Below are 23,819 nucleotides of genomic sequence, written 5' to 3'. Positions count from 1 at the left end.
ATAGCACATCCTCCTTTCGATGTTCGAAATCAGCCGAACCTATTTTTTAGGCTTTACGGTACTTTTTATAACAACAAAGCCGCCTTTTGGTCCGGGAACTGCGCCTTTGATAAGCATTAGGTTACGTTCAGCATCTACTCTTACAATGCTTAGACGTTGAATAGTAACACGATGAGCGCCCATACGGCCAGGCAATTTTTTGCCTTTAAATACTTTACCGCCACCGCCGCTAGTCATAGGTCCGATTGAACCTGGCTCACGATGCGATTTCGAACCGTGGCCCATTGGTCCGCGTCTAAAGTTATGCCGTTTAATACCGCCGGCAAAGCCTTTACCTTTTGCAGTACCAACTACATCGATCAGTTCACCTGCACTGAAGGTGTCAACACCAATGGTTTGGCCGACAGTGAACTCAGGCGCGCTGGGCAGACGCATTTCGCGGATAAATTTCACAGGTTTTACACCTGCTTTGGCGAAATGTCCTTTTTGCGGTTTGGTAACCTTTTTATCTTTAACAGTGCCAAAACCTAATTGCACCGCATTATATCCATCAGTTTCAACAGTTTTGTTTTGCACTACTACATTCGGGCCGGCCTCAATTACTGTAACCGGAATTACTTTGCCTTCTTCAGTAAAAATTTGAGTCATACCAAGCTTTTTACCTAAAATTCCTTTTGCCATTATCGCCACCTCCTCCTACAGCTTGATTTCGATATCCACACCAGCCGGAAGATCCAGACGCATCAGGGCATCAACCGTCTTGGATGTGGGTTCAAGAATATCGATTAGACGTTTATGAGTGCGCATCTCGAACTGTTCCCGAGAATCTTTATTAACATGCGGCGAACGCAGGATAGTAAAGATATTCTTTTCGGTTGGAAGCGGAATTGGCCCGGAAACTAACGCGCCAGTTCTTTTGGCGGTTTCTACGATTCTTACGGCACTTTGATCAAGCGCCTTGTGGTCATACGCCTTAAGGCGTATTCTGATTTTTTGTTGTTTAGCCATTGTGTTTCCTCCTTATCGCCCGTTTCTAGAGCGGACATTTCTCCGTGGAAATTTCCCCCTTGTTTCAAGGCAACCTTCCACGTCATCGCATTTGAAACAAACTTTTTTATAGGGGCGACCGGAGGCCGCCCCTACCTTTAGATCAACCTGCTAAATTCAGCAGTAATTATGCTTCGATTTCTGTTACAACGCCAGCACCAACGGTACGACCGCCTTCGCGGATAGCGAAACGGAGACCTTCTTCAATTGCAATCGGAGTGATAAGTTCGATATGCATTTGAATGTTGTCGCCAGGCATGCACATTTCTACGCCTTCAGGAAGATTTACAACACCGGTAACGTCAGTTGTACGGAAGTAGAACTGCGGACGGTAGTTGGAGAAGAACGGAGTATGACGGCCGCCTTCTTCTTTAGTCAGTACGTAAACTTCGGCTTTGTATTTAGTGTGCGGCTTAATGCTGCCAGGCTTGGCCAAAACTTGGCCACGCTCGATTTCTTTACGCTCAACACCACGGAGCAGAGCACCGATGTTGTCGCCAGCAACAGCTGAATCAAGAAGTTTACGGAACATTTCAACGCCGGTTACAACTGTGGATTTAGCTTTTTCAGCCATACCAACGATTTCAACAGTTTCACCAACTTTAACAGTTCCACGCTCAACACGGCCAGTTGCAACAGTACCACGGCCAGTGATAGTGAATACGTCCTCAACAGGCATCAAGAACGGCTTATCGGTAGGACGCTCAGGAGTAGGAATGTATTCGTCAACTTTAGCCATCAGATCAAGGATTTTACCGCACCATTCGCATTCTTTGGTAGCGCAGCCACACTCAAGAGCTTTTACAGCAGAACCGGTAATTACAGGAATGTCGTCGCCAGGGAAGTCATAGCTGGAAAGCAGCTCGCGAACTTCCATTTCAACTAATTCCATAAGTTCAGCATCATCAACAAGGTCAGCTTTGTTAAGGAATACTACCATTGCAGGCACGCCTACCTGACGGGAAAGAAGAATGTGCTCGCGAGTTTGCGGCATCGGGCCGTCAGCAGCACTTACGACCAGGATAGCGCCGTCCATTTGAGCAGCACCGGTGATCATGTTTTTAACATAGTCAGCATGGCCCGGGCAGTCAACGTGTGCATAGTGGCGGTTATCAGTTTCATACTCTACGTGAGAGGTATTAATTGTAATACCGCGTTCTCTTTCTTCAGGAGCTTTGTCAATCTGGTCATATGCCATGAATTGAGCACCACCATGCTTAGCAAGAGTCATAGTGATAGCAGCGGTAAGAGAAGTTTTACCATGGTCAACGTGACCGATAGTACCAATGTTTACGTGGGGTTTGTTTCTTTCAAACTTAGCTTTAGCCATTGTTTATTTGCCTCCTTAATATCCTTATTTATGCGCCTTTTACTTTTGTGACAATCGCTTCAGCGATGTTCTTAGGCACTTCTTCATAGTGATCAAATTCCATGGAGTAGTTGCCACGGCCTTGAGTTTTGGAACGAAGGTCAGTTGCATATCCGAACATTTCGGAAAGCGGAACGAACGACTTAATGGTTTGAAGGCCATTGCGCGGTTCCATGCCTTCGATACGTCCGCGGCGGGAGTTAAGGTCGCCGATAACATCCCCCATGTACTCTTCCGGAACAGTCACTTCAACCTTTACATATGGTTCTAACAGTACCGGGCTTGCCTTTTGCGCACCGGCTTTAAAGCCCATTGAACCGGCAATCTTAAACGCCATTTCCGAGGAGTCAACATCATGGTACGAACCGTCATATACGGTGACTTTAATATCAACCATTGGATAACCGGCTACAACGCCGTTTTCCATAGCTTCCTTAACACCATTTTCGATTGGTCCGATGTATTCTTTCGGAATAGCACCGCCGACAACCTTGTTTTCAAAAGCGAAACCTTGGCCCGGTTCTTGCGGTTCGATTTCCAGCCAGCAGTGACCATATTGACCACGACCGCCAGACTGACGAACAAATTTACCTTCAGCTTTGACAGCCTTGCGGATTGTTTCACGATAAGCAACCTGCGGCTTACCAACAGTGCAACCCACTTTGAACTCTCTTAACATCCGGTCAACAATAATCTCAAGATGCAATTCTCCCATGCCCTCAATGATGGTCTGACCAGTTTCTTTGTCAGTACTCATCCGGAAAGTAGGATCTTCTTCTGCCAGCCTCACCAGCGCAATGCCCATTTTTTCTTGGTCAGCTTTAGTCTTCGGTTCAACAGCTACCGAGATAACCGGTTCCGGGAAGACCATGGATTCAAGAATAATCGGGTTTTTGTCATCGCACAGAGTGTCACCGGTAGTTGTATCTTTCAGACCAACGGCTGCAGCAATGTCACCGGAGTAAACAATATCAAGTTCTTCGCGGTGATTAGCGTGCATCTGCAGGATACGGCCAATGCGTTCCTTTTTGCCTTTAGTTGAGTTGTATACATACGATCCGGAGCTCAGTGTACCAGAGTAAACTCTGAAGAAAGCTAATTTACCAACATAAGGGTCAGCCATGATTTTGAAAGCCAACGCTGAGAACGGTAAATCATCGCTTGAATCACGCTCATCTTCTTCACCAGTGTCAGGATGCACACCTTTAATCGCCGCAATATCAGTCGGAGCAGGCATGTATTCAACAACTGCGTCCAGAAGCGGCTGAACACCTTTGTTTTTGTAAGATGAGCCACATACTACCGGAGTCATTTTGCAGGCAATGGTAGCTTTGCGGATACCGGCTTTAATTTCCTCTTTAGTGAGCTCTTCACCTTCGAGGTACTTCATCATAAGCTCGTCATCACTTTCAGCTACAGCGTCCAACAGATTTTGTCTGTAGAGCTCAACATTCTCCATCATATCTTCCGGAATTTCAGTTTCTTCGCTAGTTTTACCAAGATCATCGGTATAGATGATTGCCTTCATTTCAACTAAATCAACGATACCTTTAAAAGTATCTTCAAAACCAATCGGAAGTTGAATAGGCACTGGATTCGCACCCAGCCGGGTTTTCATCATATCAACAACGCGATAAAAATCAGCGCCGAGTATATCCATTTTGTTAACATACGCCATACGGGGCACCCCGTATTTATCAGCTTGACGCCAAACCGTTTCTGATTGCGGTTCAACACCACCCTTGGCGCAAAATACGGCCACAGAGCCATCAAGCACTCTAAGCGAGCGTTCTACCTCAACAGTAAAGTCCACGTGCCCTGGTGTATCAATAATGTTTATACGATGGTTTTTCCATTGAGCTGTAGTTGCAGCAGAAGTGATTGTAATCCCTCTCTCTTGTTCCTGCACCATCCAGTCCATAGTGGCACCGCCATCATGCGTTTCACCAATCTTGTGTACTCTACCAGTATAAAACAGAATGCGTTCGGTTGTAGTGGTCTTGCCGGCGTCAATGTGTGCCATGATGCCAATGTTTCTTGTCCTTTCGAGAGGAAACTTTCTGGCCACCATTATCACTCCTTACACTGCATTCTCTAAATTACCAACGGTAATGAGCAAATGCTTTGTTTGCCTCAGCCATTTTATGGGTATCTTCTCTTTTCTTAACCGACGCTCCAGTATTATTGGCCGCATCTAAAAGTTCAGCCGCCAATCTTTCACGCATTGTCTTTTCACCGCGCAATCTTGTGTAGTTTACCAGCCAGCGAATTCCTAGCGATAAACGACGATCCGGACGAACTTCAACCGGCACTTGATAGTTAGCACCACCTACACGGCGAGCGCGAACTTCGAGCACTGGCATAACATTCTTAAGCGCAGCATCGAATACTTCCAACGGATCTTTACCGGTTTTAGCCCGGATAATATCAAACGCTTCATAAACGATAGTTTCAGCAACACCTTTTTTACCATCAAGCATAACCTTGTTGATAAATCTGGTAACAAGTTTCGAATTGTACACCGGATCCGGTAACACATCACGCTTAGGTACAGGACCTTTTCTTGGCATATTATCCCTCCTTTAAACAAAACTACAATTAAAAGCTACTTTTTCGCACGCTTGCTGCCATATTTGGATCTGGCTTGCTTACGGTTTTGAACACCAGCAGTGTCAAGCGCACCACGGATAATATGATAACGAACACCAGGTAAGTCTTTAACCCTGCCACCTCTGATAAGAACAACAGAGTGTTCCTGTAAGTTATGACCAATACCAGGGATGTAAGCAGACACCTCAATACCATTTGTCAGACGAACCCTCGCCACTTTACGAAGTGCTGAGTTAGGTTTTTTCGGAGTGCTAGTGTATACCCTTGTACAAACACCACGCTTTTGCGGCGATTCTTTCAACGCCGGCGCAGTGGATTTTCTTTCCAGAACAGTTCTGCTTTTGCGGACCAATTGGTTAATTGTCGGCATTACGACACCTCCTTCCCAAACATCGAAATTTATTATTAAAAATTCTGCCTCACTCTTTAGAAGGAGACAAAATATTTAACGATTGTTAGCTACTTCAGAACAGCTACCGCCGCAGCGCTCACTTCAATGGCACAAGCCTTGCCTAGTTCGACTTTGCTTGACGCCCATTCTAACTTTACACCCTTTCGGCTGCACAGTTCTTTCAGCGGCTGAGTTACTCTGCTGTCAGCATCTTGCGCTACATAGACAACGCAAGCTAATCCCTTTTCAACAGCTTTGGTTGTTTGCTTAACGCCTATTACTTTTTTGGCAGTTTTCAGCGTCTCGAACATCATTCGGTACACTCCTTAATTAACAAACAAATCCAATTCTCTCAAGGCACTTTAATATCTTAACATTACCGTAAGTCAATGTCAATAAAGTTAAACAAGAATCTTATGATTTTCCTAGTTTTTCACGCTGTTTTTATACCCACGCCCCCAGGAGTGTCATTTGTGTCTAAAAAAGACACTGGCATCACCTTACAAATGCCAGTGTTTATTCTTCCCGGAACAGAAATTATTAGTCTACTGCTCCATTCAGCTCGTTTTGTTGACGAGTAATTTTGATATTGCGATAGCGGCTCATACCAGTACCGGCCGGTACAAGCTTGCCAATAATTACGTTTTCTTTCAGACCTAAGAGCGGGTCCACTTTGCCTTTAATGGCAGCATCAGTCAGGACCCGAGTTGTTTCCTGGAAGGACGCTGCTGACAGGAAGGAATCGGTAGCCAGCGAAGCTTTGGTGATACCCAAGAGAATCGGCCTGGCAACAGCAGGCTCGCCGCCTTCGGCTACAGCCATATCATTTTCAGCCTCAAAGGTATTAATGTCGATATATTCACCCGGCAGAAGAGTGGTGTCACCGGCTTCCTCGACTTTAGCCTTATGCATCATCTGGCGGACCATTACTTCGATATGTTTATCGTTAATTTCAACGCCCTGTGATTTATATACTTTTTGTACTTCATAAACCAAATAGCGCTGAGTTGCCTCTAAACCGCTAACCCGTAAGATATCGTGGGGGTTAACCGAACCTTCGGTCAGACGATCACCAGCTTTGACGATATCGCCTTCTTTGACAATCAGCCTAGCACCATAAGGAATCGGATAGATGCGTTCTTCACCGACGTCCGGAATAATGGTTACTTTGCGCGCGCCTTTTACATCTCTAACTTCGGCGCGGCCGTCAATTTCTGTAATTGTTGCCGGGCGCTTAGGTTTACGAGCTTCAAACAGTTCCTCGACCCTCGGCAAACCTTGCGTAATGTCATCGCCAGCTACACCGCCGGTATGGAAGGTACGCATTGTAAGCTGGGTACCAGGCTCACCGATAGATTGCGCAGCTATAATACCTACGGCTTCGCCGACATCTACTTCATTTCCTGTGGCCAGATTACGCCCATAACATTTTATGCAAACCCCGTAACGCGATTTACAAGTCAGTACTGAACGAATCTTAACCTTATCGCGAACTTTTACGACTTTTTCAGCCAATTGCTCATCGATCATAGCGTTCATAGGAACAATAACTTCGCCTGTTTCAGGGTCGGTAATAGTTTCAGCCGATATTCTGCCGATAATCCGATCTTTAAGCGGTTCAATGACCCCGCTACCTTCTTTGATAGCTGATACTTCGATGCCCTTAATCTTGTTATTGCGAACTTTTACTTCCCGGACATCGCTAGCCAAAATTTGTTCTATATGTTCCTCGCTAAGCGGTGTGTCTGCCGGAACGATTTCTACGCCGTCACTAGAGGTAATCGCCTCAATTGTATTTTTGCCGAGCATTTCACGAACCATAGCTTGCTTGAGCGTAGTGCGGACATGTTCTTCCGGCTGTCCAAGCACAATTGTTTCGTTGATAGCTGATGGATTGACATCTTCTTCGATGTTTGTCGACAAACCGCGCACCACAATCTCAGGCACGCCCTGCTCACCAATTAACCGGAGATTGTCATCGTCAAGCATTGTATCTTGCGGCAGCAATATTTCACCGGTCTTAGGATCAATAACATCTTCAGCCAAGACACGTCCTAAGAGGGTATCTTTGAGGAAGTCGATTGCACTTGCACTTGATTGCGCAAGTTTAGCCCGTTCCCTGATAAGGTTAATACCCACAACATCACAGTCGTCCTCACGGACAATGACATCTTGTGCAACGTCAACCAGACGACGGGTAAGATAACCTGAGTCGGCTGTTCTGAGTGCAGTATCGGCCAAGCCTTTCCGAGCGCCATGTGTTGATGTGAAGTAATCAAGTACGGTAAGACCTTCGCGGAAATTAGCTTTAATAGGCAAGTCGATGATTCGGCCGGACGGGTCTGCCATAAGACCGCGCATACCGGCCAGCTGACGAATCTGCTGGATATTACCGCGAGCGCCAGAATTAGCCATCATGTAAACCGGGTTGAAAGGATCAAGGTTATTGAGCATAGCCTTAGTAACATCATCAGTTGCTTTGGTCCACAGCTCAATAGTTTTCTTATACCGCTCTTCTTCGGTGATAAGACCGCGGCGGTATTTCCGGTCGATGTCTTCTACTTGGGCATCAGTATTTTTAAGGATTTCTTGCTTTTCAGGCGGTATCTTAATATCTGAAACAGCGATAGTGATACCAGCACGGCAGGCAAAAGCATAACCTAGCTTTTTAATGGCATCCAGGACATTAGCTGTCTTAGACGTGCCAAACTGTTGGTAGCTCTCAGCAACAAGCTTGCCTAGCTGTTTCTTATCCATGAGAATGCCCAAGTACCAGCCGTCTTCTTTTTGCGTATAATACCGGATTTCTTCCGGCAGCACTTCGTTGAAGATCATACGGCCAACCGTAGTATTTACAAGGCCATACTTCGGAACTCGGACTTTAATTTTAGCTTGCAGATGCAGTTCTTTATGATAGTAGGCTAGAAGAGCCTCGTTATAGTTGCCGAAGATTTTACCTTCACCCATTGCACCAGGCTTTTCAATCGTTAGATAGTATGCGCCCAATACCATATCCTGAGTAGGTACAGCAATTGGTTTACCATCTTTAGGCGCAAGTATATTATGCGCCGATAGCATTAACAAGCGGGCTTCTGATTGAGCCTCTGCCGATAGGGGTACGTGAACAGCCATTTGGTCGCCGTCAAAGTCAGCGTTGTAGGCGGTACATACCAGCGGGTGAATCTTAATGGCGCGGCCTTCAGAAAGAACAGGTTCAAAGGCCTGAATACCAAGGCGGTGAAGCGTCGGAGCACGGTTAAGCAGTACAGGATGTTCCTTGATAACTTCTTCTAAAACGTCCCATACTTCGCCGCGTACCCGTTCAACCATCCGCTTGGCGCTTTTTATATTGTGAGCATGGCCGGCATTGACCAGTTTCTTCATTACAAACGGTTTGAACAATTCCAGAGCCATTTCCTTAGGTAAGCCGCATTGATGAAGTTTGAGCTCAGGCCCAACAACGATTACCGAACGACCTGAATAGTCAACCCGTTTACCGAGTAGGTTCTGACGGAAGCGTCCCTGCTTACCTTTAAGCATATCACTGAGTGATTTAAGGGGACGATTGCCTGGCCCGGTTACCGGACGCCCGCGGCGGCCATTATCTATCAACGCATCAACAGCTTCTTGCAGCATCCGTTTTTCATTCCGGACAATAATATCAGGAGCGCCAAGATCTAATAAACGCTTTAGGCGGTTATTACGGTTAATTACTCGGCGATATAGGTCATTAAGGTCAGATGTTGCAAACCTACCGCCATCAAGCTGAACCATTGGCCGCAGTTCAGGCGGTATTACTGGAATAACATCCATAATCATCCAACTGGGATTATTGCCCGATTTACGGAAGGCTTCTACAACCTCCAGGCGGCGGATGGCGCGAATTTTACGCTGTCCGCTGACTTCCTTGAGTTCCTGTCGAAGCTCTTTGCCCATTTTTTCTAAATCAAGTTCTTCCAGCAGCCGTTTGATAGCTTCAGCACCCATACCTACTTTGAAAGCGTTACCGTATTTATCACGGTAGTCGCGGTACTCGCTTTCATTAAGCAGCTGTTTTCTCATTAAAGGTGTATCGCCCGGATCGATTACGATATATGCGGCAAAATACAGCACTTTCTCGAGCGAACGGGGCGAGATATCAAGAATCAGGCCCATGCGGCTAGGAATTCCTTTGAAATACCAAATATGTGATACAGGCGCCGCCAATTCAATATGACCCATCCGGTCACGACGCACTTTTGAGCGGGTTACTTCAACCCCGCAGCGATCGCAGACAATGCCTTTATAACGGATGCGCTTATATTTACCGCAGTGACACTCCCAGTCGCGGGTTGGACCAAATATCTTTTCACAGAATAGGCCGTCACGCTCAGGTTTGAGTGTACGATAGTTTATTGTTTCCGGCTTTTTTACTTCCCCGTGCGACCATTTACGAATCTGTTCGGGCGATGCCAGACCAATACGCATTGAGTCGAAATTGTTTACATCCAACAAGGGGATACCACTCCCTTCTCAATTACTCGAAGTCGTCGTCATCAGTGTCTTCTATGAAATCACGCGGATTAAGCTTCTTTTCCTTGAGCTTTGTTTTCTTGGGAATCTTACTCAGCTCAGCTTCAAAATCATCGTCTTCATCCATTGCGGGAATCTCATCTTTTTCTCCGCCCATATCGCCAATTTCAGCGATTATATCTAATTCTTCTTCCATGGGCTCTATACCATCGTTCGCTTCGAGTTCATCCAACATGTCAGGTTCAATGTCAGCTTGTTTGCGCTCAACAGACGACACCTGCACTTCTTCGCCGCCAATACTAAGTTCTAGTTCTTTGGCAGTTTCATGAACGTCATCGTCCGAATCGCGAATAAGGATCTCTTGCGCATCTTCAGTTAGCACTTTAACATCAAGCCCGATACTTTGTAGTTCCTTAATCAATACTTTAAAGGATTCCGGAACGCCTGGCTCAGGAACATTCTCGCCCTTAACAATAGCCTCATAGGTTTTTACCCGGCCTACAACATCGTCGGATTTAACAGTTAGCAGTTCTTGTAAGGTGTAGGCTGCGCCATAAGCTTCCAGCGCCCAAACCTCCATCTCACCGAATCGCTGACCGCCGAATTGAGCCTTACCACCCAAAGGCTGCTGAGTAACCAGCGAGTATGGCCCGGTTGAGCGGGCATGAATTTTGTCATCAACTAAGTGGGCCAGCTTAAGCATATATACATAGCCGACAGTTACCGGATTATCAAAAGCTTCACCGGTACGACCATCATAGAGTTTAGTCTTTCCGTCATCAGACAGACCGGCATATTTCAAGGTTTTAAAAATCTCATGTTCATGAGCACCGTCGAAAACCGGTGTTGCCATGTGGATTCCGGCAACATCAGGTTTAGGCAGGCCGTTCTTCTCTACGTCATAGCCGAGCGCCTGAAGACGTTCACCAACATCCGGCACACCTTCTTTAATCTGAAGACCAAAAGCGGCTGCCGCCATGCCAAGGTGGGTTTCAAGCACCTGGCCGATATTCATACGGGAGGGAACGCCCAACGGGTTAAGTACAATTTGCACCGGTCTGCCATCAGGCATAAACGGCATGTCTTCTTCACGCATTATGCGGGAAACAACACCTTTGTTACCATGCCGGCCGGCCATTTTATCACCCTCAGAGATTTTACGCTTTTGGGCGATATAAACTCTTACCAGTTGGTTAACGCCCGGCGGCAGTTCATCGCCATTTTCGCGGGTGAAAACCTTAACATCGACAATTTTGCCGGCTTCGCCATGCGGTACTCGAAGTGAAGTGTCGCGTACTTCACGGGCCTTTTCTCCAAATATTGCTCTCAAGAGGCGTTCTTCGGCAGTCAATTCTGTTTCGCCTTTCGGTGTTACTTTACCAACCAGAATATCACCCGGGCGTACTTCGGCACCGATACGAATGATGCCGCGATCATCGATGTCACGTAGAGCATCTTCAGCTACGTTCGGAATATCGCGGGTAATTTCTTCAGGTCCGAGTTTAGTGTCCCGCGCATCGCATTCATATTCTTCAATGTGAATTGAAGTGAAAATATCTTCTTTAACAAGCTTTTCACTAAGCAGAATAGCATCCTCATAGTTGTAACCTTCCCAAGGCATAAAGGCAACTAGTACGTTATAGCCAAGCGCCAATTCACCCTTGTCGGTTGCCGGACCGTCGGCCAGAACCTGATTCTTTTCTACTCGTTCGCCAGCATATACAATCGGTTTTTGATTTATACAAGTGCCTTGGTTAGATCTTAGATATTTCAAAAGCTTGTAGGTGTCTAGTCCACCGTTATCTTTTCGAATCGTTATCTCATTAGCTGTAGCCTTTTCGACCCAGCCACCGTTTTTAGCAAGCACGACTACCCCTGAGTCGCGGGCTGCTTTATATTCCATACCGGTTCCAATTAGCGGAGCCTGTGTTCTTAAAAGCGGGACTGCCTGACGCTGCATGTTTGCGCCCATCAGCGCACGGTTAGCATCATCATTCTCTAAGAACGGAATCATAGCTGTCGCAATGGATACAACCTGTTTTGGGGAAACGTCCATATAGTCAACTTGCTCGGCCGGAACAACAAGGACATCATACCTATAGCGAGCTGTTACCTTGGGCTTTACGAACCAGCCATTCTCGTCCAGTTCTTCGTTAGCCTGGGCAACAATCATTTCATCCTCTTCATCAGCCGTCAAGTACCGAACTTCATCAGTTACTTTGCGGCTTTCCTTGTCAACCCGGCGGTAAGGAGTCTCAATAAAACCAAACTGATTAATCCGGGCAAAAGTTGAAAGTGAACCGATAAGACCGATGTTCGGGCCTTCCGGGGTTTCAATCGGACACATACGACCATAGTGGGAGTGATGAACGTCACGAACTTCGAAGCCGGCACGTTCACGGCTCAAGCCGCCTGGTCCGAGGGCGCTCAGCCGGCGTTTATGAGTAAGCTCAGCCAGCGGGTTTGTTTGGTCCATAAACTGTGAAAGTTGGCTAGAACCAAAGAATTCCTTTATTGCTGCAACAACTGGTCTGATATTAATCAGTGCCTGCGGTGTAATAACATCAACATCCTGAATGGTCATGCGCTCGCGGACGACGCGTTCCATCCGAGACAAACCAATCCGGAACTGGTTTTGCAAGAGCTCGCCAACTGATCGGAGCCGACGGTTGCCAAGATGGTCAATATCATCAGGATTGCCAAAGCCGTCCATTAGATTAAGAAGATAGTTAACTGAAGCTACAATATCTTCTCGGGTTATGGTCCGGTGCGTAAACGGTAAAGATGGGTTGCAGAGCATTTTAACCGCAGTACCGTCCTTTTTCCTGATCTTAATGTCAATCAAGTTGGTACCATCAAATACACCGCTTTCTTCCAGCTTATCGAGTACTCGTTCAGTGACAAGCGTACCTTCTGGTACAATAATCTCACCAGTTTCTTTATCAACAATAGACTCGTGCAGCGTCTTAGCCATTAAGCGGCGGCGCCAGCCTAATTTTTTAGTTAACTTGTAACGTCCAACAGTCGCCAAGTCATATCGTTTAGCATCAAAGAATAGGGACTCTAAGAGTTGGGTAGCATTGTCTACCGTCGGCGGTTCGCCAGGACGCAAACGTTTGTATATTTCAATAAGCGCCTCTTCTTTGGATTCAGTATTGTCACGCTCCAGCGTAGCCAAAATGCGCGGATCATCATTAAACAACTCGAGAATCGATGCATTGGACGCATACCCAATAGCCCTGATAAGGACAGTTGCCGGCAGTTTACGGGTTCGGTCTACCCGGACTGAGACAACATCGTTAGCGTCCGTTTCCAGCTCGAGCCAGGCACCGCGATTTGGAATAACGGTAGATGAGTAAAGCTTTTTGCCGCTGGCATCAATCGTTTCCCCATAGTATGCACCAGGCGAGCGGACTAATTGGCTAACAATTACACGTTCTGCCCCGTTGATAATAAAAGTGCCATTCTCGGTCATCAGCGGGAAATCACCCATGAAAACCTCTTGTTCCTTAATTTCGCCGGTTTCACGATTGATTAGCCGCACATTGACACGCAAAGGTGCGGAATAAGTAACATCCCGCTCTTTGCACTCTTCAACATCGTATTTGGGCTCACCAAGCGCGAAAGTTTCAAACGACAATACTAAATTGCCAGTAAAATCTTGAATTGGCGAAATGTCGTGGAAAATTTCCTGCAGCCCTTCTTTTAAGAACCAGCTGTACGAGTTTTTTTGGATCTCAATGAGGTTGGGCATGTCCAATACTTCATTAATCTTGCCATAACTGTATCGGATCCTTTTACCCACCGGAACAGGATTGAACATTAAATCCTTCACCCCTTAGCCCAATTTGGTTAAACAAAGACAACACATAAAGTAATGCTTGTTAGCAAATAATAGCAATAAGATTTTAAAACAAAGTAAAAATTCACCCTATACGGCGCATATTAAATAAAATATTATGCCGAGGGCAGCATACGAAAAAAAGGCAAGGCTCTTCAAGTCAGGTAAGACCTTGCTTTTTTTAATACGAATGAAATAAATTCATCCTCCATTATATTACTATTTCCTGCCATTCGCTAATTTATACATTATTCAAAGATACATTTGTAATTTGCCTTGAAATTGTATAAATTGGCAATATAAATGACAAATATGTGTGCAAAAACGGTGTTAAGACAAATACATATTGCAGTAAAAAATAATATCATACATGTAATATTTTGTCAAGTATACTTAAGCCAAAAAATATAAAGAGTACCAAAACTGGTACTCTTTATATTTTGAATGCGGAACTTGTAATTTAAGTTAAATTACTTAACTTCTACAGTTGCGCCAGCTTCAGTCAACTTAGCTTTAAGAGCTTCAGCGTCAGCTTTGGAGATTTTTTCTTTCACAGGTTTCGGAGCTCCGTCAACAAGTTCTTTAGCTTCTTTCAAGCCTAAGCCGGTAACTTCGCGTACAACTTTGATAACGTTGATTTTAGAGGAACCAGCGGAAGCAAGGATTACGTCGAATTCAGTTTGTTCTTCAGCAGCAGCACCGGCAGCAGCAGCAGCAGGAGCAGCAGCTACAGCCACAGGAGCAGCAGCGGATACGCCGAATTTTTCTTCCAGAGCTTTTACCAGTTCGGATAATTCGAGAACAGTCATGTTCTCAATCGCTTGCATGATTTCTTCTTTAGTCATTTAAAAATACCTCACTTTAATTAAAATTTAAAATTTATTTTAAGATCCCAAAACTCGGCTTAAGCCGATTCCTTCTGTTGGCGTACAGCGTCAAGCGCATACACCAAGTTGCGGATAGATCCCTGAAGGACATTGACCAATCCAGTAATCGGAGCTTGCATACTGCCAAGAGCTTTGGCAATAAGCACTTCGCGCGGCGGTAGGCTGGCAAGAGCTTTAACGCCTTGAGCGTCAATAACTTTACCTTCTACCAAACCAGCTTTTACTTCTAAGGCTTGAAGTTTGTTTTCTTTAACAAACTCTGAGATAATTTTTGCCGGCGCTACCGGATCAGTGAAAGATATCGCAATAGCGGTCGGGCCTTCCAGAGACTCTTCCAAGCCTTCCAGACCAACTTCTTTTGCTGCGATGCGCATCATAGTATTTTTAATTACCCGATACTCAACTCCAGCTTCACGCAGTTTGCGGCGCAGTTTGGTATCCTGGGCTACATTAAGACCGCGATAGTTGGTTAATACAGCACCTTTGGTATTCGACAGCTTTTCTTTCAATTCTTCGACTAACGCTTGTTTTTCTGATGTTACAGCCATCAAATCCACCTCCTTTACTAATTTAGAAACAATAACGACCCCCGGCAGTAACCGGAGGCCGATTTATGGCATAATGCCTTAAACTAATCCCCGGCCTCGGCAGGCGGATACTTCCATTAAACTTGCCATACTACTAGCAAGAACCTGCGGTCTACAGCCTAAATTTAAGTATTTAGTTGTATGGGCGAGGATTAATTAAGTGTCTAGTCTTTCTTTCCACTGGCACGAAGCGGATTGACTTTAACGCCAGGTCCCATTGTAGTGCTCAGGGTAACGCCGCGCATATACTGACCTTTTGCAGCAGCAGGCTTTACCTTAATTAATGTATCGATCAGGGTGTAGAAGTTTTTCAGGAGCTTCTCATTATCAAACGAAGCCTTTCCGATCGGAGCATGGATATTACCAGCTTTATCGGTGCGGTATTCAATCTTACCGGCTTTGATCTCATTGATAGCTTTTGTCAAATCCATAGTAACAGTGCCAACCTTAGGGTTCGGCATTAAACCTTTAGGACCAAGGATCTTACCCAGACGACCGACAGTACCCATCATATCTGGAGTAGCAACTGCTACATCAAAATCAGTCCAACCACCCTGGATTTTTTCAACCATATCTTCTGCACCGACGAAATCAGCACCAGCATCTTCAGCTTCTTTAGCCTTTGCGCCTTTCGCAAATACCAAAACGCGCTTAGTTTTACCGGTACCATATGGTAACACTACTGCACCACGAACTTGTTGATCTGCATGTTTAGGATCTACGCCTAATCTTACAGCAACTTCTACTGTTTCGTCAAACTTTGCAGTAGCGGTTTTTTTAACCAATTCAATAGCTTCTTCTGGCTCATAGAGCTTTACATCATCAATAAGCTTAGCAGCTTCTTGATATTTTTTTCCAAACTTAGGCATGTTTAAATCCTCCTAGTTAAATGTGGTAGATAACGGAAATTCCTCCCACTTCAGAACCTGTTGAAAACCTACCATCTGCATCGCACCCGCAAGGGGTAAGCCGAAATTCTAAGGCACTAAAGTGCCAAGGATTTCGCATTTACCACTGCGCTCGCTTGCTGCGACGTACTTTCAGTACGACTTCGCGCGCGTGCTCATTGCGCCTAGCATCTGGCAGCTTTTGAACAGTTTCCAGCCAATCGTCACTAATTAGCTTCGGCCTTATTTAAAGGCACTAATTAGTCAACGACATCGATGCCCATGCTGCGGGCGGTGCCTTCAATCATACGCTCAGCGGCTTCGACGCTAGCGGCGTTGAGGTCTTGCATTTTGCTTTCAGCGATCTCGCGTACTTTAGCGCGATTTACTTTAGCAACTTTTTTCTTGTTAGGTTCACCTGATGCAGTTTCAATACCTGCAGCTTTTTTGAGAAGAACAGCAGCCGGAGGGGTCTTAGTCACAAATGTAAATGATCTATCTTCAAACACGGTAATTTCTACCGGGATGATTAAACCGGCTTGCTTGGCAGTTCTTTCATTAAACTCTTTAACAAACGCCATGATATTCACACCAGCTTGACCGAGCGCAGGACCGACCGGAGGCGCTGGGGTAGCTTTACCAGCAGGAACTTGCAATTTTACAAGTTTAACAACCTTCTTTGCCATTAATTACACCTCCTTAATATAATACAACATAAACCCTTTCGGGATTAAATTTTTTCTACTTGAGAAAAATCTAACTCGACAGGAGTCTCGCGACCAAACAAATTAACAAGCACCTTTAGCTTGTTACGATCAGAATGAATTTCAAGGACAGTCGCCGTCCAATTCTCAAATGCACCGGAATTAATCTTCACCGGCTGACCGACTTTGATATCAAGTTTCGGCTTAGTTTCTTCCATTCCCATCGATTTAAGGATGTGCTTAACTTCAGCGCTAGTTAGTGGGATAGGCTTAGTACCTGAGCCAACAAAACCTGTTACTCCTGGTGTGTTGCGAACAACATACCAAGACCTGTCATTAACAATCATTTCAACCAATACATAACCCGGGAATACTTTCTTCTTGGTTACTTTCTTCTTGCCGTCCTTGACTTCCACCTCATCTTCCATAGGCACAAGTACCCGGAAAACTTCATTCTCCATATTCATGGAGTGAACCTTCCGCTCAAGGTTGGCTTTAACCTTATTTTCATATCCCGAATATGTATGGATTACATACCATTTTTTTTCGGATTCCATTGTCTCAAGGGACGTCCAGGTACGTCCCCCACCCCCTTAGATTACTTAATAAGCCCTTTAAGCGCCTCAGTAAAAGCAGTATCAATAATCCAAATCAGTGCACCAACAACCACTACAGAGACAAAAACTATCCCTGTATAGGAAAGTAGTTCTTTCTTATTTGGCCAAGATACTTTTTTAAGTTCAGCTCTAACTTCACGCAAAAACTTTTTCCAGCGTGAAACGCTTGTTTGAACAGCCGTCTCTTGGGCAGCCATTTTCTCACATCCCCGTTTTGTACTGCCAAATCATTATTTAACACAAAGCTTTCTGGCAGGGGCGGCAGGAATCGAACCCGCAACCAACGGTTTTGGAGACCGCTACTCTACCAATTGAGCTACACCCCTACTTATGTCAATACAAAATTTATTATAAATTATTTTGTTTCTTTGTGTAAAGTATGTTTTTTGCAAAATTTGCAGTACTTGCTTAGTTCAATTCTATCCGGGTCATTTTTTTTGTTCTTATTGGACTGATAATTGCGTTGTTTGCATTCAGTACAGGCCAATGTCACGGCATTGCGCATCCTTTGCACCTCTCTTACCACTAAATATGACAACACTTCAAAATGTCACTAATACAATTTAGCACACTTATAACGGCATGTCAATACCACGTATCCAGGCATGCTGTAAAACTTAAGTCGAAGCCTTGTCCTACTTATATACATATATCCAGTGATGCTGTTTTTTATACTACCTCCAAGATTCACAATTTTACTAAATAGGCCCCTAACTTGCAAAAGTTAGGGGCCTATATTTTAAACTGTTATTGAAGTTACAACACCAGCACCGACAGTACGTCCGCCTTCACGAATAGCAAAGCGCAAGCCTTCTTCAATCGCAATTGGCGTAATAAGTTCGATATACATTTGGATATTATCTCCAGGCATGCACATTTCAACGCCCTCAGGTAGATTTACCACACCGGTAACATCGGTTGTCCGGAAATAAAACTGCGGACGATAGTTAGAAAAGAACGGTGTGTGGCGACCACCTTCTTCTTTAGTCAAAACATAAACTTCGGCCTTAAATTTAGTATGTGGTTTAATACTGGCCGGCTTGGCCAGTACTTGGCCGCGTTCAATTTCCTTCCGGTCAACGCCACGCAACAAAGCGCCGATATTATCGCCGGCTACCGCTTGATCTAAAAGTTTCCGGAACATTTCAACCCCAGTTACGACTGTCGATCTGGGTTTCTCAGCCATCCCTACAATCTCAATAGTATCACCGACTTTTATCGCGCCGCGCTCTACACGTCCGGTGGCAACAGTACCCCGGCCAGTAATTGTAAATACGTCTTCGACCGGCATCAGGAAAGGCTTATCAGTAGCCCGCTCAGGCGTAGGAATATAAGCGTCTACATGTTCCATCAGTTCATGGATTTTTCCGCACCATTCACACTCAGCCTTCGCACAGCCGCACTCCAGTGCCTTAACTGCAGAGCCGGAAACTACCGGAATATCGTCACCTGGAAACTCATAACTGGATAAAAGTTCACGAACTTCCATTTCAACAAGTTCCATAAGCTCCGGATCATCAACCAAGTCAGCTTTATTTAAGAATACGACCATAGCCGGAACACCAACCTGACGGGACAGCAATATATGCTCACGCGTCTGCGGCATCGGGCCATCAGCAGCGCTTACCACTAAAATAGCTCCGTCCATCTGGGCTGCACCGGTAATCATGTTTTTTACATAGTCAGCATGGCCTGGGCAGTCTACATGAGCATAATGACGATTAGGCGTCTCATACTCTACATGGGAAGTATTAATGGTTATCCCGCGTTCTTTTTCCTCAGGGGCCCTGTCAATTTGATCATAGGCCATAAACTGCGCGCCGCCAATTTTAGAAAGCGTAAGCGTAATAGCTGCTGTAAGTGAAGTCTTACCATGGTCAACATGGCCTATTGTACCAATATTAACGTGTGGCTTGTTTCTCTCAAACTTCTTTTTTGCCATTTTACTTTCAGCTCCCTCTTGATGCATACTAACTGTCAGAAAATTAAATTCTATCACACAATTTAATTCTCCTGCTGAAAATACAAAAAACCTCGCATATAGCGAGGAATATTTCTTAATTTGGTGGCGGCGCAGGGATTTGAACCCCGGACACTGCGGGTATGAACCGCATGCTCTAGCCAACTGAGCTACGCCGCCATATAGTATTGTGGAGCTGATGACCGGGATTGAACCGGTGACCTTATCCTTACCAAGGATACGCTCTACCGACTGAGCTACACCAGCACGTCAGGCAACCAGCTTATTGGCGCACATCTGCGTTGTTGCTCCTGCGGTTCGTTGCTCGACGTAATTCCATTACGTCTCCGCTACGATCCTCGTCGCGCCTAGCATCTGCACACCACTAATCCGTTTGCGGCCTTGTGCCAATATAAGCCAGCGCAACTTAAAATCTATTTTAATGCTTTCGCTTTAATTACTTGGTTGCGGGGACAGGATTTGAACCTGTGACCTTCGGGTTATGAGCCCGACGAGCTGCCAGCTGCTCCACCCCGCGATATAGATGTCTGTATATAAACGACCATCTGCGTTGTTACTCCTGCGTTCCGTTGCTCGACGTACTTCCCAGTACGCCTCCGCTACGGTACTCGTCGTGCCTAGCATCTAGTCATTTCTATCCAGCCATTGGCTTGGTGGCATTAGTCAATCATCCACCAATATCATTCTGAAACAAAATGGTGGAGGGAGAAGGATTCGAACCTTCGAAGGCAGAGCCGGCAGATTTACAGTCTGCTCCCTTTAACCACTCGGGAATCCCTCCATATGGAGCTGGCTAGAGGAATTGAACCCCCAACCTGCTGATTACAAGTCAGCTGCTCTACCAATTGAGCTAAGCCAGCATTTTAAGCTTGTTTCAGTGACGAATCTAATTATATAACATTGAATCTTTTATGTCAATAACTTTTTAATAAGTTATTACTATTAGATTGGTTGCGGGGACAGGATTTGAACCTGTGACCTTCGGGTTATGAGCCCGACGAGCTGCCAGCTGCTCCACCCCGCGATATAGATGTCAGAAGCTAAACGCTCATCTGCGTCGTTGTCGCTCCGGGGGCTTGCTAACGTACTTCCAGTACGCCGCGCTGCGCCTCCTCGCTTCCGCCTAGCATCTGAACATTTATCTTCAGCCATCGGTCTGGTGGCACTAGTTGAATAGTTCACCATACCTACTGCTTGAAAAAACTGGTGGAGGGAGAAGGATTCGAACCTTCGAAGGCAGAGCCGGCAGATTTACAGTCTGCTCCCTTTAACCACTCGGGAATCCCTCCATTTTTGGCGACAGATTTAATTCCTAGTCACAATACATAATACTAGCACAGAATTTTAGACTTGTAAAGCGAAAGACACTTGTAATATATGTAAACGACTACTAACCGGCGGAAATAAAACAGGTACGCAACGACCGCCTTTGCGTACCTGTTTTACCGAATTAAAATATCCTTATTGTTTACCTCAGGAAGAAATAATAATACGAGAATGCTGCCAAAATAAATCTGTAGTAGGCAAAGGAGGCCAGTGTCGAGTTATTAAGAAACCGTAGAAACCACACAATTGAAACATAGGCAACAATAAACGATACTATAAAGCCAATCGCAAACATCTCTAAATCGGCAATCGACAGTTTATGTAACACTTTGAGCAAATCATATATGCAAGCTAGCAGCATTAACGGCACCGCTATTATAAAAGAAAACTCCGCAGCTGCTGTTCTGCTCATGCCTAAAAATAGTCCACCGGCAATCGTCGAGCCCGAACGGGAAAAACCCGGCCACAGCGAAAGAATTTGAAATAAGCCTACGAAAAAGGCTTGTTTTAGTGTGATATCGTCAACTGTCCGCGCAGTTATACGAGTGGCAAATTTCTCTGCTACCAGCATGAGCAAACCACCTAGCACCAAGCCGATAATAACAGTGAATGACGAGAATAGATAGTTCTTAATCAGACTATGCAATAAAAAGCCAACCCCTGCTACCGGAACTATGCCGGCAGCAATATGTATAAGCGATAAACCGCCGCTGTAACGGCTTCGGCGCGGGCTCAGCATGGTCATAAACTTTTCACGATAATAAATAAACACTGATAAAATAGCGCCCAGTTGAATAAACACCTGAAACACACTGGCAACTTCACCTTCAAAATCTAATAGCGACCCGACTAGAATCATATGTCCGGTCGAAGAAATTGGCAAAAACTCGGTCAAGCCCTCTACAATGCCGATAATCACTGCAATAATATTCTGGTCCATCATTCCCCACCTTTGTAGTTAGTTCCAAGCATGCACGTCTCATTATACACCAATTAATGCTAATTTCAACAATTTAAATCCACTAAGAATCGGCAAAAGCCCCATTATATATACTGCATTTAAACTAATGGCAGAAAATCCCCTTTTCCTTCGCGTCTTGGTTAAAAACGTACAACTTACGATCCTGATCCATAAAAGCTACAAACACATTGGCGAGTATCTCTTGGTACTGCTTACCAAACTCTTCAATCTGAGAGGCTGAAAATCCCATTTGTTCGAGGTTTTTCGTTTGTAATTCACCTTCGATTATTACAGGCGTTAAGATTTTATTCGAAGGAACAGCAAGATTGACCTGCGAAGCATTCAGCGGCTTAAATTTAGCCTTTTTGAGAACACTTAGCTTACCATGGGGCTCTAATATGGCCAGTTCTACTTCGGTTATATCAAATATCTCCTTTTCACGTAAAAGGCCCAGCACACTTTCAAGCGGCAACCTTACTTTTTGCAGATTGGCCTTAATTATCACGCCATTCTCAATAAGCACAGTAGGTTCGTGCATGATTTTGCGCTGTAATTTACGGTCCTTTATTGTAACCCAGCTTATAATATATTGAGCAAAACCCAGGATTACGATACTAATAACTACTGTGACTAAATCAATGCTTGGGTCAACAATCCCAGCACCGGCAACCGTGCCAATAGTTATCGAAACAATTAAGTCCAGTAGGGTAAGTTCGCCAACATGTCGCTTACCCATTAGGAGCGACATAGCCAGCAGAACAATCATTGTAACAATAATGTGAAACACCGTAATGCCAAGCGTCTGCACCGCTAATCCCCCATACCGTCGTTAGGCCTATTATTCCCCTAGCCTATGGTATTATCCGGTGCCGGCATACTATGCAAGTGTTCCTTATAGTTAAAACTATTCAACCCTATGCAATATTAGTCTGAAATATGTTAGTCCCCAAAGCAAATACCAATTAGACGCCCCGCCTTTACAAGTTCACCGTCTATTGGCACATTACTCGCCTTACCAGCAACTTGGCGGAACGGCAGACTAATAATATGGTTTTTCTCAAGCGCTACCATATGTCCACTTTTGCCTTGCAGTAAACATTCAATTACCGCTGTCCCGTACCGGGTAGCTAGAACCCGGTCAAAGGCTGTCGGGCTGCCGCCGCGCTGAAGGTGGCCCAAGACAGTGCATCTCGTTTCAACATTGCCAAGAATCTCTATTTCCTTAGCCAGTTTCTCGCCAATACCGCCTAGACGAATTTTCTCGCTACTTCCGGTAGCAGCAGCTGTTCCAACCAACTCTCCGCCGACAGGTTTAGCCCCTTCGGCCACTACAATGATGCTAAAAAGTTTACCTTGTTCTTTACGTTGTTGAATTTTAGCCAGCACTGCTGAAATGTCGTACGGAATCTCAGGAATTAAAATGCAGTCAGCTCCGCCGGCCAACCCCGAATGAATGGCAATCCACCCGGCATAGCGGCCCATAACTTCTAAGATCATGACCCGGTGGTGAGATTCTGCTGTTGTATGTAAGCGGTCTAAAGCCTCGGTAGCTATTGATACGGCTGTGTCAAAACCAAACGTCCGCTCAGTACCGGCTATGTCATTATCAATTGTTTTAGGAACAGCAACTACCGGAAAACCTAAATCGCCAAACTCAGCACCTATCTTAAGCGTACCGTCGCCACCGATGACTACCAAAGCATCTATCTTTGCCGCTTTAAGATTCTGCAGCGCTTGCCCTGACATGTCGCGATAAGTGGTTTGTCCGTTTTCTGTTACCCGATAGCTGAATGGATTATCCCGATTAGTTGTTCCCAGTATAGTGCCGCCTCTTGGCAAGATGCCCGAAACATGAGCTAAAGTTAATTCAACCATCTGATTCTCAACAAGCCCGCCAAAGCCATTCCTAATCCCCGTTACTTTGATACCATAACCGAGCGCCGTACGAGCTGCTGCTCGGATAACAGCGTTTAAACCCGGACAATCGCCCCCGCCCGTTAGAACGCCGATACGCTTGATTTTGTTCATCTATATTCACCTCAAAATCACATTTTCTCAATACATCTAAGATTACAAAAAAAGACACCCGCTTGGATGTC

Annotated in this window: 20 protein-coding genes, 8 tRNA genes and 1 other annotated feature; all 28 genes read right to left on the bottom strand. The window is 45.3% G+C overall.

Annotated elements, in window-relative coordinates; genetic code table 11:
* Positions 1-39: 39 nt before the first annotated feature.
* The gene (gene rplC / locus GX348_06985; protein ID NLP41926.1) at positions 40-681 is read right to left on the bottom strand and encodes a 50S ribosomal protein L3; all 642 of its coding nucleotides are present in this window, start codon (positions 679-681) and stop codon (positions 40-42) included.
* Positions 682-696: 15 nt separating this feature from the next.
* Positions 697-1,008, bottom strand: coding sequence for a 30S ribosomal protein S10 (rpsJ, locus tag GX348_06980; GenBank protein NLP41925.1), 312 nt, complete (start codon positions 1,006-1,008; stop codon positions 697-699).
* A 166-nt stretch (positions 1,009-1,174) separates the two neighbouring features.
* Positions 1,175-2,377 carry an elongation factor Tu gene (tuf, locus tag GX348_06975; protein NLP41924.1) on the bottom strand — a complete coding sequence of 401 codons (1,203 nt, stop codon included), beginning with the start codon at positions 2,375-2,377 and terminating at the stop codon, positions 1,175-1,177.
* A gap of 28 nt (positions 2,378-2,405) precedes the next feature.
* Positions 2,406-4,484, bottom strand: coding sequence for an elongation factor G (gene fusA / locus GX348_06970; GenBank protein NLP41923.1), 2,079 nt, complete (start codon positions 4,482-4,484; stop codon positions 2,406-2,408).
* 31 nt (positions 4,485-4,515) lie between these two features.
* On the bottom strand, positions 4,516-4,986 hold the full coding sequence (gene rpsG / locus GX348_06965) for a 30S ribosomal protein S7 (protein NLP41922.1): 471 nt from the start codon (positions 4,984-4,986) through the stop codon (positions 4,516-4,518).
* Between the two features lie 35 nt (positions 4,987-5,021).
* Entirely contained in the window at positions 5,022-5,396 is a 375-nt protein-coding gene (locus GX348_06960; protein NLP41921.1) for a 30S ribosomal protein S12, read from the bottom strand.
* A gap of 89 nt (positions 5,397-5,485) precedes the next feature.
* Entirely contained in the window at positions 5,486-5,728 is a 243-nt protein-coding gene (locus tag GX348_06955) for a 50S ribosomal protein L7ae-like protein (GenBank protein NLP41920.1), read from the bottom strand.
* Positions 5,729-5,957: 229 nt separating this feature from the next.
* Complete coding sequence (gene rpoC, locus GX348_06950) at positions 5,958-9,911, bottom strand: DNA-directed RNA polymerase subunit beta' (GenBank protein NLP41919.1); 3,954 nt, start codon at positions 9,909-9,911, stop codon at positions 5,958-5,960.
* A 22-nt stretch (positions 9,912-9,933) separates the two neighbouring features.
* On the bottom strand, positions 9,934-13,752 hold the full coding sequence (gene rpoB, locus GX348_06945) for a DNA-directed RNA polymerase subunit beta (protein NLP41918.1): 3,819 nt from the start codon (positions 13,750-13,752) through the stop codon (positions 9,934-9,936).
* 488 nt (positions 13,753-14,240) lie between these two features.
* Positions 14,241-14,615: a 50S ribosomal protein L7/L12 gene (rplL, locus tag GX348_06940; GenBank protein NLP41917.1), complete on the bottom strand. Its 375-nt coding sequence runs from the start codon at positions 14,613-14,615 to the stop codon at positions 14,241-14,243.
* A gap of 59 nt (positions 14,616-14,674) precedes the next feature.
* On the bottom strand, positions 14,675-15,205 hold the full coding sequence (locus GX348_06935) for a 50S ribosomal protein L10 (protein NLP41916.1): 531 nt from the start codon (positions 15,203-15,205) through the stop codon (positions 14,675-14,677).
* Between the two features lie 20 nt (positions 15,206-15,225).
* Positions 15,226-15,380: a sequence feature (ribosomal protein L10 leader region), on the bottom strand.
* A 28-nt stretch (positions 15,381-15,408) separates the two neighbouring features.
* Entirely contained in the window at positions 15,409-16,113 is a 705-nt protein-coding gene (gene rplA / locus GX348_06930; protein ID NLP41915.1) for a 50S ribosomal protein L1, read from the bottom strand.
* A gap of 278 nt (positions 16,114-16,391) precedes the next feature.
* Positions 16,392-16,817 carry a 50S ribosomal protein L11 gene (gene rplK / locus GX348_06925; protein ID NLP41914.1) on the bottom strand — a complete coding sequence of 142 codons (426 nt, stop codon included), beginning with the start codon at positions 16,815-16,817 and terminating at the stop codon, positions 16,392-16,394.
* A gap of 44 nt (positions 16,818-16,861) precedes the next feature.
* On the bottom strand, positions 16,862-17,392 hold the full coding sequence (nusG, locus tag GX348_06920; GenBank protein NLP41913.1) for a transcription termination/antitermination protein NusG: 531 nt from the start codon (positions 17,390-17,392) through the stop codon (positions 16,862-16,864).
* A 41-nt stretch (positions 17,393-17,433) separates the two neighbouring features.
* On the bottom strand, positions 17,434-17,649 hold the full coding sequence (gene secE, locus GX348_06915) for a preprotein translocase subunit SecE (GenBank protein ID NLP41912.1): 216 nt from the start codon (positions 17,647-17,649) through the stop codon (positions 17,434-17,436).
* Between the two features lie 53 nt (positions 17,650-17,702).
* A tRNA-Trp gene (locus GX348_06910) sits at positions 17,703-17,778 on the bottom strand.
* Positions 17,779-17,807: 29 nt separating this feature from the next.
* On the bottom strand, positions 17,808-17,957 hold the full coding sequence (gene rpmG / locus GX348_06905) for a 50S ribosomal protein L33 (protein ID NLP41911.1): 150 nt from the start codon (positions 17,955-17,957) through the stop codon (positions 17,808-17,810).
* A 234-nt stretch (positions 17,958-18,191) separates the two neighbouring features.
* Positions 18,192-19,394, bottom strand: a complete 1,203-nt coding sequence (tuf, locus tag GX348_06900; GenBank protein NLP41910.1) for an elongation factor Tu — start codon at positions 19,392-19,394, stop codon at positions 18,192-18,194.
* Between the two features lie 121 nt (positions 19,395-19,515).
* Positions 19,516-19,592: transfer RNA gene (locus GX348_06895), tRNA-Met, on the bottom strand.
* 11 nt (positions 19,593-19,603) lie between these two features.
* A tRNA-Thr gene (locus tag GX348_06890) sits at positions 19,604-19,679 on the bottom strand.
* A gap of 195 nt (positions 19,680-19,874) precedes the next feature.
* Positions 19,875-19,950: transfer RNA gene (locus GX348_06885), tRNA-Met, on the bottom strand.
* A gap of 179 nt (positions 19,951-20,129) precedes the next feature.
* A tRNA-Tyr gene (locus tag GX348_06880) sits at positions 20,130-20,214 on the bottom strand.
* 3 nt (positions 20,215-20,217) lie between these two features.
* Positions 20,218-20,293 (bottom strand) — tRNA-Thr (locus GX348_06875).
* Positions 20,294-20,381: 88 nt separating this feature from the next.
* Positions 20,382-20,457 (bottom strand) — tRNA-Met (locus GX348_06870).
* Positions 20,458-20,637: 180 nt separating this feature from the next.
* A tRNA-Tyr gene (locus GX348_06865) sits at positions 20,638-20,722 on the bottom strand.
* 179 nt (positions 20,723-20,901) lie between these two features.
* Positions 20,902-21,699, bottom strand: coding sequence for an undecaprenyl-diphosphate phosphatase (locus GX348_06860; protein NLP41909.1), 798 nt, complete (start codon positions 21,697-21,699; stop codon positions 20,902-20,904).
* 124 nt (positions 21,700-21,823) lie between these two features.
* Entirely contained in the window at positions 21,824-22,528 is a 705-nt protein-coding gene (locus GX348_06855; protein ID NLP41908.1) for a DUF421 domain-containing protein, read from the bottom strand.
* A 131-nt stretch (positions 22,529-22,659) separates the two neighbouring features.
* A complete protein-coding gene (locus tag GX348_06850) occupies positions 22,660-23,748 on the bottom strand; it encodes a 6-phosphofructokinase (protein NLP41907.1) in 1,089 nt (362 codons plus the stop codon).
* Positions 23,749-23,819: the final 71 nt, after the last annotated feature.

The organism is Veillonellaceae bacterium, assembly GCA_012523975.1.
GTDB lineage: Bacteria > Bacillota > Negativicutes > JAAYSF01 > JAAYSF01 > JAAYSF01.
The sequence above is the reverse complement of the archived record's forward strand: the minus strand, read 5'-3'. Positions and strand labels throughout refer to the sequence as shown.